Annotated in this window: 15 protein-coding genes; 10 read left to right on the top strand and 5 right to left on the bottom strand. The window is 61.0% G+C overall.

Annotation, left to right across the window (positions count from 1 at the left end):
- The first annotated feature begins 109 nt into the window (after nt 1-109).
- From LAN70_17715 to LAN70_17685, 7 genes are all read left to right on the top strand, one after another.
- A complete protein-coding gene (locus LAN70_17715; GenBank protein MBZ5512987.1) occupies nt 110-847 on the top strand; it encodes a TonB family protein in 738 nt (245 codons plus the stop codon).
- Between the two features lie 198 nt (nt 848-1,045).
- Nucleotides 1,046-1,798: a MotA/TolQ/ExbB proton channel family protein gene (locus tag LAN70_17710; protein ID MBZ5512986.1), complete on the top strand. Its 753-nt coding sequence runs from the start codon at nt 1,046-1,048 to the stop codon at nt 1,796-1,798.
- A gap of 147 nt (nt 1,799-1,945) precedes the next feature.
- Nucleotides 1,946-2,425 carry an ExbD/TolR family protein gene (locus LAN70_17705; GenBank protein ID MBZ5512985.1) on the top strand — a complete coding sequence of 160 codons (480 nt, stop codon included), beginning with the start codon at nt 1,946-1,948 and terminating at the stop codon, nt 2,423-2,425.
- A 90-nt stretch (nt 2,426-2,515) separates the two neighbouring features.
- Entirely contained in the window at nt 2,516-2,950 is a 435-nt protein-coding gene (locus LAN70_17700; GenBank protein MBZ5512984.1) for a biopolymer transporter ExbD, read from the top strand.
- 158 nt (nt 2,951-3,108) lie between these two features.
- Complete coding sequence (locus tag LAN70_17695; protein MBZ5512983.1) at nt 3,109-3,921, top strand: tetratricopeptide repeat protein; 813 nt, start codon at nt 3,109-3,111, stop codon at nt 3,919-3,921.
- Nucleotides 3,922-4,114: 193 nt separating this feature from the next.
- Nucleotides 4,115-5,659, top strand: coding sequence for an acetyl-CoA carboxylase biotin carboxylase subunit (accC, locus tag LAN70_17690; GenBank protein ID MBZ5512982.1), 1,545 nt, complete (start codon nt 4,115-4,117; stop codon nt 5,657-5,659).
- A 32-nt stretch (nt 5,660-5,691) separates the two neighbouring features.
- Nucleotides 5,692-6,189 carry an acetyl-CoA carboxylase biotin carboxyl carrier protein subunit gene (locus LAN70_17685; GenBank protein MBZ5512981.1) on the top strand — a complete coding sequence of 166 codons (498 nt, stop codon included), beginning with the start codon at nt 5,692-5,694 and terminating at the stop codon, nt 6,187-6,189.
- Nucleotides 6,190-6,312: 123 nt separating this feature from the next.
- Here the strand turns inward: LAN70_17685 and LAN70_17680 are convergent, their stop codons facing one another.
- Both LAN70_17680 and LAN70_17675 read right to left on the bottom strand, forming a co-directional pair.
- Entirely contained in the window at nt 6,313-7,443 is a 1,131-nt protein-coding gene (locus LAN70_17680; GenBank protein MBZ5512980.1) for a glutathionylspermidine synthase family protein, read from the bottom strand.
- A gap of 1 nt (nt 7,444) precedes the next feature.
- On the bottom strand, nt 7,445-7,789 hold the full coding sequence (locus LAN70_17675; protein MBZ5512979.1) for a hypothetical protein: 345 nt from the start codon (nt 7,787-7,789) through the stop codon (nt 7,445-7,447).
- Nucleotides 7,790-8,084: 295 nt separating this feature from the next.
- On the opposite strand from LAN70_17675, the gene LAN70_17670 reads away from it, so the two are divergent.
- Together LAN70_17670 and LAN70_17665 are read left to right on the top strand one after the other, a co-directional pair.
- Complete coding sequence (locus LAN70_17670) at nt 8,085-8,612, top strand: nucleoside 2-deoxyribosyltransferase domain-containing protein (protein ID MBZ5512978.1); 528 nt, start codon at nt 8,085-8,087, stop codon at nt 8,610-8,612.
- Between the two features lie 91 nt (nt 8,613-8,703).
- Complete coding sequence (locus LAN70_17665; GenBank protein ID MBZ5512977.1) at nt 8,704-9,300, top strand: thymidine kinase; 597 nt, start codon at nt 8,704-8,706, stop codon at nt 9,298-9,300.
- 163 nt (nt 9,301-9,463) lie between these two features.
- Here LAN70_17665 and LAN70_17660 read toward each other — a convergent pair whose 3' ends face one another.
- Nucleotides 9,464-10,072 carry a hypothetical protein gene (locus tag LAN70_17660; protein MBZ5512976.1) on the bottom strand — a complete coding sequence of 203 codons (609 nt, stop codon included), beginning with the start codon at nt 10,070-10,072 and terminating at the stop codon, nt 9,464-9,466.
- A 180-nt stretch (nt 10,073-10,252) separates the two neighbouring features.
- On the opposite strand from LAN70_17660, the gene LAN70_17655 reads away from it, so the two are divergent.
- Nucleotides 10,253-11,611, top strand: coding sequence for a hypothetical protein (locus tag LAN70_17655; GenBank protein MBZ5512975.1), 1,359 nt, complete (start codon nt 10,253-10,255; stop codon nt 11,609-11,611).
- A gap of 64 nt (nt 11,612-11,675) precedes the next feature.
- Here the strand turns inward: LAN70_17655 and LAN70_17650 are convergent, their stop codons facing one another.
- Both LAN70_17650 and LAN70_17645 read right to left on the bottom strand, forming a co-directional pair.
- Nucleotides 11,676-12,356 carry a hypothetical protein gene (locus LAN70_17650; GenBank protein MBZ5512974.1) on the bottom strand — a complete coding sequence of 227 codons (681 nt, stop codon included), beginning with the start codon at nt 12,354-12,356 and terminating at the stop codon, nt 11,676-11,678.
- 224 nt (nt 12,357-12,580) lie between these two features.
- Nucleotides 12,581-13,543 (bottom strand): peptidylprolyl isomerase, encoded by a 963-nt coding sequence (locus tag LAN70_17645; protein ID MBZ5512973.1) that lies wholly within the window; start codon nt 13,541-13,543, stop codon nt 12,581-12,583.
- Nucleotides 13,544-13,622 lie beyond the last annotated feature (79 nt).

The following is a 13,622-nucleotide window of genomic DNA, read 5'->3' as shown; positions in this document are numbered from 1 at the left end:
TCGAAGGCGTTCGCCCCAAGCGGCAAGAAATGAACGCCCCCGGGAGCAAAACTCGCGGGCCCGGTGTCTAAATTACGTGCGGGAAGTACCGCAACCGGAGAACAAGGGCATGTTTGAGGATAGCCTTATCGAGTCGGGAGGCAGGCTCAGCAGCAAGCGCGGCGCCACTACGGTGCTGTCGTTCGTGCTCCAGGGAATTCTGCTGGGCATCCTGATCCTGATTCCGCTGATCTATACGGAAGCGCTGCCGAAGCAGCAGTTGATGACGTTTCTGGTAGCGCCGCCACCACCACCGCCGCCGCCGCCCCCGCCGGCTGCACAGCAGATCAAGGTGGTAAAGCAAATCATCAGTGAGATTAACAACGGTCAGTTGCGCACGCCGACCAAGATTCCTGAAAAGGTTCAGATGATCAAGGAAGAGGAAGCGCCTCCGGCTGCCGGCATCGGGGGTGTGGTTGGTGGCGTGCCTGGCGGCATTCCGGGAGGGACTATGGGCGGCGTGATCGGCGGCATCATCAGCTCGACGCCGGTCGCGGTCCCGAAAGTGGCGACGCCGCAGCGCGTGCGCGTCTCCCAGGGCGTTTCCCAAGGTCTGCTCATTCACCAGGTGAAGCCGACCTACCCGCCGCTGGCTCGCCAAGCCAGGATCCAGGGTACGGTGGTGCTGCAGGCGGTCATCGCCAAGGACGGCAGCATTCAGGGCTTGCACGTTGTGAGCGGTCACCCGATGCTGACTGGGGCTGCCGTGGAAGCGGTGAAGCTGTGGCGCTACAAGCCCTACTTCCTGAACGGCGAGCCGGTGGAAGTGGAAACCGTGGTGACGGTCAATTTCACCCTGGCCGGTTGATCCGGTTTTCTCTCTGGAAGGGCAACGAATTCGGGGCTGGCACGCCGCGTTCCGGCCCCCCACGCGCGGGGATTCGTGGCCGCCCCCAGCTTCGACAGCGGGGCGCGACCCTTGGCGCGGAACTCGAGTTTCAGTTTCGGTCTCGAAACTGAAACTGAAACTGAAACTGTTTTAGTTCTGAGGAGGAACAAGCAACTCATGCTCGTAGCACTGGCAACTCTCTTTTACACACACGTGCCCACCATCGCCCTGGCGATTTTCCAGGAGGGCACGATTACCTGGGACCCGATCTCGCTGTGGAAGCAGATGGGTATCCTGGCCAAACTCGTGGTCGTCATCCTGTTCATCATGTCCGGCTGGTCCATTGGCGTGATGATCGACCGCTGGATGGCGTTCAGCGCCGCCCGCAAGCAATCGCGGGCGTTTGCTCCCGCCGTCGCCGGCGCCCTGCGCGAAGGCAAGATTGACGAGGCCATCCGCGTCGCCGAGCGCAACAAGAAGAGCCACCTGGCCAAGGTGGTCACCGCCGGGTTGCAGGAATTCAAGGCGCATGGCGAGTCAGCGGAAATTCCGGGCGAACAGATCGAAGCCAGCCGCCGCGCCTTGGAGCGTGCCGAAGCCATCGTTCACGCCGAGTTGAAGCGCGGCCTGGGCGGCCTGGCCACCATCGGCGCCACCGCCCCCTTCGTCGGGCTGTTCGGCACCGTGGTCGGCATTCTCAACGCCTTCCGCGGCATCTCCGAGGCCAAGGCCACCGGTCTGGGCGCCGTTGCCGGCGGAATCGCCGAAGCGCTGGTCACCACCGCCGTCGGTCTGTTCGTCGCCATCCCGGCCGTAATGATGTACAACTACCTGTCCGGCCGCGTCGAAGCGTTTGACGTCGAGATGGATAACTCCTCCAGCGAGCTGGTGGATTACTTCCTGAAGCGCCGCAACGCCGTCCGCCGGTAAATCCGCCGGGGGGCCCACCCTTCCGCCCGGTTTTGGCGGAGAGTGGGAAGCAGGCAGTTCGAACGAGCATAGTTGCTTGTCCCTCCCCGCCCGGCGGGGAGGGACAGACAACCTCAGCTTCAGGTTTCGTGCAGGAGGGTCGTAGTTATGCCGCTCGGAAAAAGACCATTGCCGGTCAACTCCACCATCAACGTCACTCCTATGGTGGACGTCATGCTGGTGCTGCTGATCATCTTCATGGTGATCACGCCCATGTTGCAGAAGGGCGTCAGCGTTGACCTGGCCAAGACCAACAACCCGGTGCAGATGCCCGACGCCGACAAGGAAGACGCGCTGCTGGTCGCAGTCCAGCGCGACGGCGCCGTGTTCTTCGGCGCGGAGAAAATCTCACCCGACCAGCTCACCAACAAGATCAAGGACAAGCTCGCCGCCCGCATGGACAAACGGGTCTTCATCCGCGCCGACGCGCGCACCAAGTACGGCAACGTGGTCGAAGTGGTGGACAACGTCCGCGCCGCCGGCGTTGACCAGTTGGGTCTGCTGACCGAGCAGCGCAAGCAGGGCGCTCCCGCTCCACCGCCCACCGCGCCGGGCGCTGCTAAGCCGGCGCCTGCTGGCGGGCAATAGGTCCGCGTGTTTGCGAGCCGTTTCAGTCTGGAGTTGAGGCCTGCTGAAACTGAAACTCGAAACTGAAACTGTTCTAGAGAGGATTTCGTTATGGCAATGGTAGTTGGAACTAGTAGCGGTCCCTGTTCCGACATGAACGTTACGCCGCTGATCGACGTGCTGCTGGTGTTGCTGATCATCTTCATGGTCATCACCCCGCTCACCCCCAAGGGCCTGGACGCCCTCGTCCCGCAGCCCCCCAAGGACCAGAAGGCGCAGCCGCCTTCGACCGACCGTACGGTCGTCGTGCAGGTGATCAAGACCGGGGGCCAGCCCTTGCTCAAGATCAACCAGGAAGACGTCTCCTGGGACAAGCTCCAGGGTCGCCTGGAAGAGATCTACAAGACGCGTGCCGAGAAGGTGGTTTTCGTCAAGGCCGATACCGATCTTCCCTTCGCCGACGTGGCGCAGGTGATTGACATCGCGCACTCGGCTGGCGTGGACAAGGTCGGCCTGATTACCGCCAAGATCGAGGCCGGCGGCTAGTTCTTTCGGAGGGACACGGCGGAACTTGTCCTGACGCTGAGCGAAGCGGAAGGAGCCGTGCCATCCCAGCTTGAAACTGAAAAACGGCGTTAGCCGCTGAGGTCTTTGGCCATCGGCCATCGACCATCGGCCATCGACTTTATCGGAGAGACAAACTAATGAACAGAAGCGCACGACTGCTGGCGCTTGCCTCCGTCGTCCTGGCGCTGTTCTCGCTTGCCGGCTGCAACAAGCTCCGCGCTCGCGACCAGCTCAACAAGGGCGTGCAGGCCTACAAGAACGCCAAATATGAAGATGCCATCGAGAAGTTCAAGAACGCGGTGGCGCTTGACCCGACCCTGATTAATGCCCGGCTTTATCTTGCTACCGCGTACGCGCAGCAATACATCCCGGGGGCGGACACACCGGACAACAACCGCATGGCCGAACAGGCGATCAACCAGTACCAGGACGTACTCAAGATGAAGGCCAACGATCTCAACGCTATCAAGGGGATCGCCTACCTTTACCTGCAGATGAAGAAGTTCGGCCAGGCCAAGGAATACTACAAGAAGGTAATCACCGTGGATCCCAACGATCCCGAGGCCTATTACTCGGTCGCCGTTATTGACTGGACCGAGACCTACCAGCCTCGCATGGAGGAAAAGGCCAAGGCCGGCCTCAAGCCCGACGAGGCCATCAAGGACAAGAAAATCTGCGAGGCGCTCCGGAACAAGAACCAGGACGCGGTCAAGGAAGGCATGACCATGCTGGAGAAGGCCATCGCGTTGCGGCCCGATTACGACGACGCCATGGCCTACTACAACCTGATGTGGCGCGAGTTGGCCGACATCGAATGCGGCGACCCCAAGGCCCGCGAAGAAGACCTGAAGAAGGCCGACGAGTGGGTCAAGAAGACGATGGCCACCAAGGCGGCCAAGGCGGAAAAACAGGCGGGCCCCGGCGGCATCACCCTGGAGAAGAAAGACTAGCGGCCCACGCTGGGTGGCACACAGCCTGCCCTGGGCGAGTCGAAGGGCGCCATGGCGTGTGCAGGCTCAAGGCATGAGGTTTTTGCCTTGGGCCTTGGGCCATTTGCCTTACGCCCACCACCGCACACTCCCCTGTGACCTAAATCACCCGGCGGCGTGCCCTCCCCTGCATTACAATCTCCGGGTCGCCCGTATGTTCAAAAAGATCCTGATCGCCAATCGCGGTGAAATCGCGGTGCGCGTCATTCGCGCCTGCCGCGAGATGGGCATCCGCTCCGTCGCCGTCTTCTCCGACGTGGACCGCGCCTCCCTGCACGTCCGCAAGGCCGACGAGGCCTACCCCATCGGCCCGGCGACCGCCAGCGAGTCTTACCTGAACAAGGACAAGATCCTCGCCGTCGCCCGCCGCAGCGGCGCCGAGGCCATCCACCCCGGTTACGGCTTCCTTTCCGAAAATGCCTCCTTCGCTCAGGCCTGCGTGGATGCCGGCATCAAATTCATCGGCCCGACCGCCGCCGCCATGGAAGCCATGGGCTCCAAGACACGCGCCCGCCAGGCGATGGAGAAAGCCGGCGTGCCCTTCGTCCCCGGTTCCTCGCGCGGCCACGATTTCGGCGAGACCCACAAGGTGGCCGAAAAAATCGGCTATCCCGTGATGCTGAAAGCGGCGGCCGGCGGCGGCGGCAAGGGGATGCGCCTGGTGCGCTCCGCCGCCGAACTGCGTTCCGCCTTCGATGCCGCCTCCAGCGAGGCCAAGCGCTCCTTTGGCGACGACGAGGTCTACGTCGAAAAGTACATCGAGAACCCGCGCCACATCGAGATGCAAATCCTCTCCGACGAGCACGGCCAAACCGTCTATCTCGGCGAGCGCGAGTGTTCCGTGCAGCGCCGCCACCAGAAAGTGCTGGAAGAGTGTCCGTCGCCGATCGTTTCGCCCGAAATGCGGCGCCAGATGGGCGATGTCGCGGTCCGCGTCGCCCAGACCGCCGGCTACACCAACGCCGGCACCGTCGAATTCCTGGTGGATCAGCAGCGCAACTTCTATTTCCTCGAGATGAACACGCGCCTGCAGGTGGAACATCCGGTCACCGAGCTGGTCACCGGACTCGACCTGGTGCACCTGCAAATCCGCATCGCCGCCGGCGAGCCGCTCCCGTTCCAGCAGCAGAATATCGCGCTGCGCGGCCATGCTATCGAGTGCCGCATCTACGCCGAGGATCCCGACAACAATTATTTTCCCAGCCCCGGCCGCATTTCCTTGCTCGAAATTCCCGCCGGCCCCGGCATCCGCCGCGACACCGGCATCTACGAGGGCTGGACTGTTCCCATTGACTATGACCCGCTGCTCGCCAAGCTGATCGGCTATGGCAGCGACCGCAACCAGGCCATCCACCGCCTGCAACGCGCGCTCTACGAATACGTGGTCGCCGGCATCAAGACCAACATCACCCTCTTCCAGCGCATTTTGCAGGACGCGGACTTCCACGCCGGCAAGCTCGATACCGGCTACCTGGAGCGTTTGCTGAGCAAGCCCGCGCCGCCGCCGGGCCTCGACGACGGCATGGACCGCACCGCCGAGCGCGAGCGCGTCGCCGCCCTCGCCGCCGGAATTTTCGCCACGCTGGAAAGTGCCGCTCCCAAATCCGTCAACGGCGCCGCCGCGAATGGCGCAGCCGCCCCGGCGAAGCCATCGGCCTGGAAACAGGCCGCGCGCGTTGAAGCCTTGCGTAACGGATGAGGACCGACAACCGATAACCGAGAACCGACAACGTGGTTTACGAAATCTCCATCGACGGCACGCCCCACAAGCTCGAACTCGAGCGCGACGGCAACGCCTGGTCCTGTCGGCTCGACGGCGAGCTCGTCCAGGCCGACGCCGCCATGACCAAGCACGACGTCATCTCCATCATCATCGGCGGCACGCAGTACGAGGTGAAGCGCGAGCGCACCGCCACCGACGTCCACTACTGGGTCAAGAATTCGCGCTTTGCCGTCGAAGTCCGCGACCCGCGCTCGCTGCGCGGCCGCAAGGGCGCCGCGGCCACCGGCGAAGGCCCGCAGAAACTGCTGGCGCCAATGCCCGGCAAAGTGGTGCGCGTGATCCTCGCGGCGGGCAGCGAGGTCGAAGCCGGCCAGGGCGTGCTTGTCGTGGAAGCGATGAAAATGCAGAACGAACTCAAGTCGCCGAAGAAGGGTACGGTCAAGCAGGTGATGGTCGCCGAAGGCGCCTCCGTCACCGCCGGCGAAGTGCTCGCCATCGTGGAATGAGTACCTAAGTACCTCAAGTACCTAAGGCGTCGAACTACAACTTCCAACGCATTTCTATGCGTAATTTTATTGTAAGGACTGAGGTACTCAGGTACTGAGTCACTGACGTACTGAAATACTGAGTTACTCGAAAAGATGCGGCACAAACCTGCTTAAATTCGTCGTAATCGGCCCATCGGACTCGCGAATCCCCATTCCGCCGGCTTCCTGGTCAATCATCCAACTCCCAATCACCGGATAATTTCCGTCCATGTTCGGCAACTCCGCCAGCGCCTGGAAAACGTATCCCTCCTCGCCGTATGTGCCGTCGGTCGGACCGACGGTGCCTTTTGCCGTTGTAAGCGTGATGTTGCCTCCCTCGCGCGCCAGCAGCGGCTTTTTGGCGTAGGTGGACATCCAGCGCGCGCTGTCGAAATACGTTTCCAGCAGGTTGGGATGGTTCGGGTGCATCTCCCACAGGATCGCCAGGATTCCCTTGTTCGCGAGCACCATCTTCCAGATCGGTTCCACCCACTGCGTTTCGCCGTAGGTCATCAGCGTGTGCTCGCCGAATTCGTCCGCCAGCAGCCACTCCCACGGGTAGAGCTTGAACACCGACCGGATCGGGTTCAATTCCAGGTCCACAAAATAATTCTGCTCCTGGTCCCACCCGATTTCCTCGATCAGGATGGACTTGCACGTCAGCCCCGCCTGCTCCGCCGTGTCGCGCATATACGCCACCGTCATCGTGTCCTCGGTGGTGTCCATGTTGGTCAGGTACAGCGGCATTTTCAGATAATCCTTCAGCTCTTTCCACTTTGCGATCAGCCGCTCGTGGATGGAGTTGAACTGGTCCGCCTTGGGAAACACATCCTGCAGCCAGTACCACTGCACCACCGCCGCCTCCAGCAGCGATGTGGGCGTGTCCGCGTTGTACTCCAGCAGCTTCGGCGGATTCTTCCCGTCGTACGCCAAATCGAAGCGCCCGTAGATCGCCGGCGGCTCCGCCTCCCACGCGCGCTTGATCACCGGCACCGCCAGCTCGGGTATTTTCAAGTCGGCAAACCGGTTGTGATCGATCACGAACTGCACCGCGTCCAGGCACATGGCGTGCAGGTCGTTGGTGGTCTTCTCCAGCATGTCCACTTCGGCGGAGGTGAACGAGTAGTATGCCGCCTCGTTCCAGTACGTCTGGTCGGGCGAATGAAACACCAGGCCGGCTTCCTCGACCTTCTTTTCCCAGCCGCTGCGTGGTGTGATCGTGTTGCGCTTCATTTCATGATCCCGCGGAGTGCGCCGAGCCGTGCGCGCCGAAGCCTCCGCGCGAAACTCCGCTCGCCGTGCTGTGTCCTACGCCCGTCGCCGTGCTGTGTCCCACGCCCGGCGTCGCGACGCTGCTGCCGCCGTGCACGTAGGTTCCGTAGCCGAAGCCGCCGCTGCCGCCGTAGTGCCAGTGATAGAAATTGCGATAGGTACTGGGCCGCGCCGGATTGCAGTAAAAATCCTCGGTCACCATCCCGTACTGGTCCACGCAGCGCTGCATCTCGGTGCGCTGGCAGCCCAGCAGCACCATGGCCGCGCCGGCCACGAATCCCAGGGTGACTTTTCCGGATTTCTTCATGAGTCGATGTGGCGCGGGCGCCCTCGCCCGTGAAATTCGCTCGATGCTAGGGTTCTTTGCCCGATGCTGTCAACCCTGCCGCGCTGGCCACCGGCCACTGACCACTGTGTTTGTCATTTCGAACGGGCGGAACTTGTCCCGACCCTGAGCGAAGTCGAACGGGGAAGGAGCCCGTGAGGAATCTGCCTTCCTGAAGCCTGGAGCCTGAAGCCTGTTTTTCCACCGCTATCCACAGTGATTCACATTCATTCGGATTGACCTCCCGCTTCACACGTCCGACAATGGCTTTTCCTTCATGCGCGCCTATCTTTCAGGTTCCATCGAGTACTCGCCCGACCTCGGCAAGGGATGGCGTGCGCAGGTCACTCCTTTCCTGCGCGCCCTCGGCCACGAGGTTTACGATCCCGCCGCCGACGAAAGGAAAAATCTCACCGACGAGGAAGTCCGCGACTTCCGCGGCTGGAAAACCACCGACCTGGTGCGCTACCGGGCGGCGGTGCGCAAAATCATCGCCTGGGACCTGGACTGGATCGAGTCGCGCGCCGACTACGTCGTCTGCTACTGGGACGCGGCCGCAGCGCGCGGCGCCGGCACTCAGGGCGAGCTCACCTTCGCCCATCGTTCCGGCATTCCTGTGTACCTGGTGCTGGGCATGCCGTCGCGCGTGGTGAGCGGATGGATCCTGGGCTGCGCTACCAGAATTTTCGACAATTTCGCCGACTTGCAGTCGTTTCTGACGCGCACCTACGCGCAGCGTTACGCCGCCAACATCGCCACGGAAGTCCAGGCCATCGCCGCGCGCCAGTTGCCGGTCAGGGATTGAGCAAGTCGAGTTGTGAGTGCTGAGTTTTGAGTCCAATTTTTGGTTGGTCATTCTTTAGCTGAAAGCTGATGGCTGAAAGCTGAAAGCTTCCATGAATTTCGCCAAGGGCAGTCTGGGCTGGATTGAAGTGGTGTGCGGGCCGATGTTCAGCGGCAAGAGCGAGGAGCTGATCCGCCGTCTCCGCCGCGCCGAAATCGCGCGCCAGCGGGTGCAGATTTTCAAGCCCGCGCTCGATGACCGTTACGCCGGCGACCACATCGTCTCCCACAGCGAGCTGAAAATCCGCTCCGTGCCGGTGAAGGACGCCGCCGACCTGGAATCCCGCCTCGACCTCCGCACCGAGGTCATCGGCATTGACGAGGCCCAGTTCCTCGGCGCCGGCATGGTGGACCTGGTGGTGCGCCTCGCCGACATGGGCAAGCGCATCGTCATCGCCGGCCTCGACACCGACTACCTCGGCCGCCCCTTCCACCCCTTGCCGGAATTGCTCGCCGTCGCCGACGAGATCACCAAGACCCTCGCCATCTGCATGCAGTGCGGCAATCCCGCCAAGCACACCCAGCGCCTGGTCGCCAGCGAAGACCTGATCGTGGTCGGCGCCGCCGGCATGTACGAAGCCCGCTGCCGCCGCTGCTTCGAACCCAATCTCGCCCGGCAGGAACTGGAACGCGCCGCCGCGAAAATTTAGTCAAAGCGTCGATGGTCGATGGTCGATCGCCGTAGACAATTAGCGTCAGCGGTGGGCCAATGAGATTTGCGAACGACTAACGACCAACCCCCTCTATCGCAAATCTGTCGGGCCGCGGCTGATCTTCATTTCTTGGGCCATCGACCATCGACCATCGACTGTCTCACTCCCATCCCGCTCGCCAACTCCGGTAACACCGCCACCCGAACCACAGCACCGTGCCGATCATGCCCGCCCACCCGATCTTGAATACCGCGGCGGCGATGCGTGTGTCGTACGGCAGCACGCCGAAGCGTGAGAACAGGTTGTACCAGTCGTGCATCATGGGGTCTTCCAGCCCTTCCATGGCGCCCACGCCGATGGCGACGTAGCTCATCGCCTGGGCGCGCGCGTCGCTCATGTACTTGGCCACGTAGAGCAGGTTTTCAAACACGATCAGCAGGAACAGCGCGTAGCCCACCGCCTGCCGCCGGACCTGGAAGGCCAGCGCCAGCAGCAGCGGCGCCAGCAGTTGCAGAATCGTTCCACCGGCGACGCCCAGGAAATTGCCGAAGTGGCCGAACAGCGCGTGTCCGCCCTCGTGGATTACCAGATTGCCGGAGTCCAGCAGCGCGAAATCGCCGCCTTCCTTGCCGATGGCGTACCACAGGAAGAAGAGGAAGAAGAGCATCCATCCGATGGCCTCCGCCCGCGACAGCGGCAGCCATTCCGCCTGCCACACCCGGCGCACGTAGTCGCGAAAATCGCGGAGCCACTCGAGGACGTTGCCCATGGAAGATTGGCGAGATTGTAGAACAAGTCAAGTTTCAGTTTCAGCGATTGGTTCAGCCGGCAATTCGGCGCAGGCCTTGATGTCGAAGCGGTCGTGAGGGGCTGGCCGGTGGTGGGTGGCTTGATTCCCACCCTTCGAAAAGCGCGAAGGGTGGGGCACCCGGCTCGGGATCAGGTACGATTGCACGACATGATGTTCTCGCGCCGCACCTTGCAACGAGTAATCAATGAAAACGCTCGGTGGATGCTTCCCAGCCAGGTGCAAAGGCATGTGGATTTGCTGAATGGGACGAATACGTATCAGTGTATTGAAACCGAGTGGGAGGTCGTTGTCCTAAATGCGGTGAGCAAGCTGGGAACGGTACGGCACGAACCGACGTTTTCGGGCAGGAAGGCTCCCGATGTGCATTTTTCGTCGAAACAGGGAGAAGAATTTATAGCCGACATCACGAGCGTGTCGGATAAGGGCTTGCATGCAGCGAATCGCTTCGACCTATTGTGGGACGAGTTGCGCTTACGAACTCGGTGGTTGCGCGACAAGGGCGTGCACGGGAGTTTTTCGCTGAGGGTCGGCGACTATGATGTGCGGCCGCGCAGGGGCGGTCCGCCACTTCGACTGAAAGTTCCGGAGCGCCGCCTGTTTGAGGACCGAATCTTCAATGAACGATTCCGGCAATTCCTGGCGGAGATTGTGGCGAACCCTGGTGTACGACGCACGTATGAGGTCAATACAAGCGACACGTCGGTCGCAATTTTGTACACACCGCGAGCATCTACTTCCTCGGGATCGCACGCCAGTTATACAGGAGCGAGATCAGTAAGGCAGAATGCTGTTTTTCGTGCTCTAGCTAAGAAATGGCAAAAGCTGAAGGAGACAGGCTTTAACGGCTACAAGGGAATCATTCTTTGTGACGGCGGCTGTGATACGTTGCGGTCGGGACGGCAGCACGACTGGACTACCTATGAACTCAACGAGATTATTGCTGAATTTTTCCGGCAACACTCGTTGGCTGCATTTGTGCTCCTGTTGAGAATGAAGCACGTAGGCAATTTGTGGAATGTCGGTCCGGGACATTGGTCTCTCGACCCAGCGCTTTACCTCAATTGCACGATTGACCCGATGAGCAGCGAGCTGAAGAGAGTCCTTGGGTCCATCCATCTCAAACTCGCAAATCCGGCTATCGGTCCTATGAATGCCCGATACCGATTGCAGTGGGCTGTTCGGGCGGGAAAAATGCATGAGGGAGAGAGCAACTACGGAGGCATGACCGTGAGCAGTCGTGAAATCAAGATTTCTTCGAGGGTAGTCCAGGAGGTCCTGGCAGGTAAAATCGACCAAGCAACATTCGTAAAACAGTATGACTCGGGCGGCGGTATGACGCCGTTCATGCAAATGCTCTCGCAAGGCAGGCTAATTAAAGGTGTGCGATTCGAGAGGTCGGCAGTGCCGCAAGATGATGACGACTGGCTAGTGTTTGAGTTTGGTGAGCCCGATGCGGCGGTATTTCCGTTTACCGTGCCGTCCATGGGCAAGCCATAACGGCGCTGTCGGACTGCACACGAAAGGCGCGTTTGCGATAACACCTGCCGCAGCAAAACCCAGGCTAGGAGGAGGGAGCCGGCAGTGGCAGAGAATCAAACATTCGGTTGATCAGCTCCGCAACGAAGTACAACGCCGCGTCCGATGGTCCGTAGATCGGCGCGAATTCCAAGTGTGACAAGTGGTTCCTGTCTTCCATTGCTTCAAGAATCCACTTCTCATCTTCAGCTGTGATTATTTTCATCTTCTCCAAACATGCCGTTAGTTGATGATTACTTCTTGGGAATGTTTCACCATTTACCTTGAGCTTCGGGTCCGCTCTCCAGTGGTCGTGCAAGAACTTGTGAGTGAGGTTGTCGAATGACGTCACTATACCGTTGCTGTACGCAACCGCACATGGTCGCGGCAGCGCAGCAGACCATCGCGCCTGTAGCGCCGCCTCTAGCGCGAGTAGCGCGTAATGCTGTGACACCGTTGAAAGAGAGTATTCGTAGTACCCGAAAATGAAGAGCCTCTTGGCTACAGAAAACGTGCGGCGTACGGCCTCAGGCACCTGAGGGACGAGCAAGACCTCCGCGATGAACTCCTGCCACTCTTCGATGGACGGAGGTAGTCCGGTCCGCACATTCGCGAGTGGTTGGCCATACTGAAGAAGCTCAGACGCGCTCAGAATCGGGTCCTTCTTCAGACCGTATTTCGTGGCGTAGGTCGCCAATGCTTGGCCGACGTTGTCGATATCCGGCATTGCACGTTACTCCAGTGGCAGAGGGACGTTGGCGGAGAACGTCGAGATTATCGCCGTAGTAGAGGTGGTTTTCGGGCATTGATGGCGGGAAATGTAGCACAGATGCGGCGTGCCGTCCCCTTCGACTTCGCTCAGGGCAGACGCCTGTGCCACACCAAGATCCTTCGACTCGCTGCGCTCGCTCAGGATGACGGCCCGCGGCTCAGACGCCGCGGACTACGCCGTCATTTCTGTCCCGTGCTCTTCAGGATCTGCTCGGCGTAGTAGTTTTCGACCTTGGCCTGGTCGCGGACCACATCGTAATAGGCGGCCTTGAGCAGTTGCTCGCGGCGGTCGCGCAATTGGTCGCGGATGGCCTGCTGCACCCGCGGGTCATTGAGTTCGCGCTGGCCCGCCGGTTCCTTGGCCACCACCTTGACGATGCGGAAGCCGTAGACCTGCCGGTTTTCCGGGTTGGCGATGGTGACGACGTTGCTGTACTGGCCCGGCTTGAGCTTGCTGACCGCGTCGCGCGTGGCCGGATCGGTCTTGGCCAGCGCCGATTGCGGGGTGAAGCCCAAATCGCCGCCATTGCCGGCGCTCTCCGGGTCCTCGGAATAATTCATGGCGACGGTGGCGAAGTCCTCGCCACTGTCGAGCCGGTTCATGATCATCTGGATTTTCTTGCGTGCCTCGGCCTCGTTCTGCGCCTTGTCGCCCTTCAGGTTGCGCACCTGCGGGTTGGGCTGCGTGCTGACGAAGATGTGCGCCAGGTGATACTGCGGCTCGATCAGGTTGAACTCGCCCTTGTGGGCGTTGTAGTAGGAGGAGATGTCGGAGTCGGAGATGGCGATCTTGGAGGTGATTTCGCGGTTCAGAACCTTGTCAATGGTGATGGAGCGGCGCAGGTCGCGCTTGAAGTCGTCGAGGCTGATCTTGCGCTCCTTGAGCCGCTTGTCGAATTCCTCCTGCGTGTAAGGCGCCTTGATCTCGTTCAGCTTCTGGTCCACCTCTTCGTTGGTGGCGAGCAGCCCGAGCTTTTCGGCGCGCTGCATGAGAATTTCGTTGTCAATCAGCTCCTTCAGGATACCGAGCTTGAGGCTGGTGGACTGCTCGTCGGTGGGCTGCTGCGGCGACGAGGCGGTCTGATTGGCGTAGTACTTGTCCACTTCCGAGCGCAGGATTTTACGGCCGTTGACTTTGGCCATGACGTCGGCAGCGGTCTGGCCGCGGTTGCAGGCGGCAAGGGGAACCAGCAGCGCCAGGAGAATGACGAGGACTGCGGGG

It is taken from the genome of Terriglobia bacterium, assembly GCA_020072845.1.
Lineage (GTDB): Bacteria > Acidobacteriota > Terriglobia > Terriglobales > Acidobacteriaceae > JAIQGF01.
This window is presented reverse-complemented; position numbering and strand designations above follow the sequence as displayed.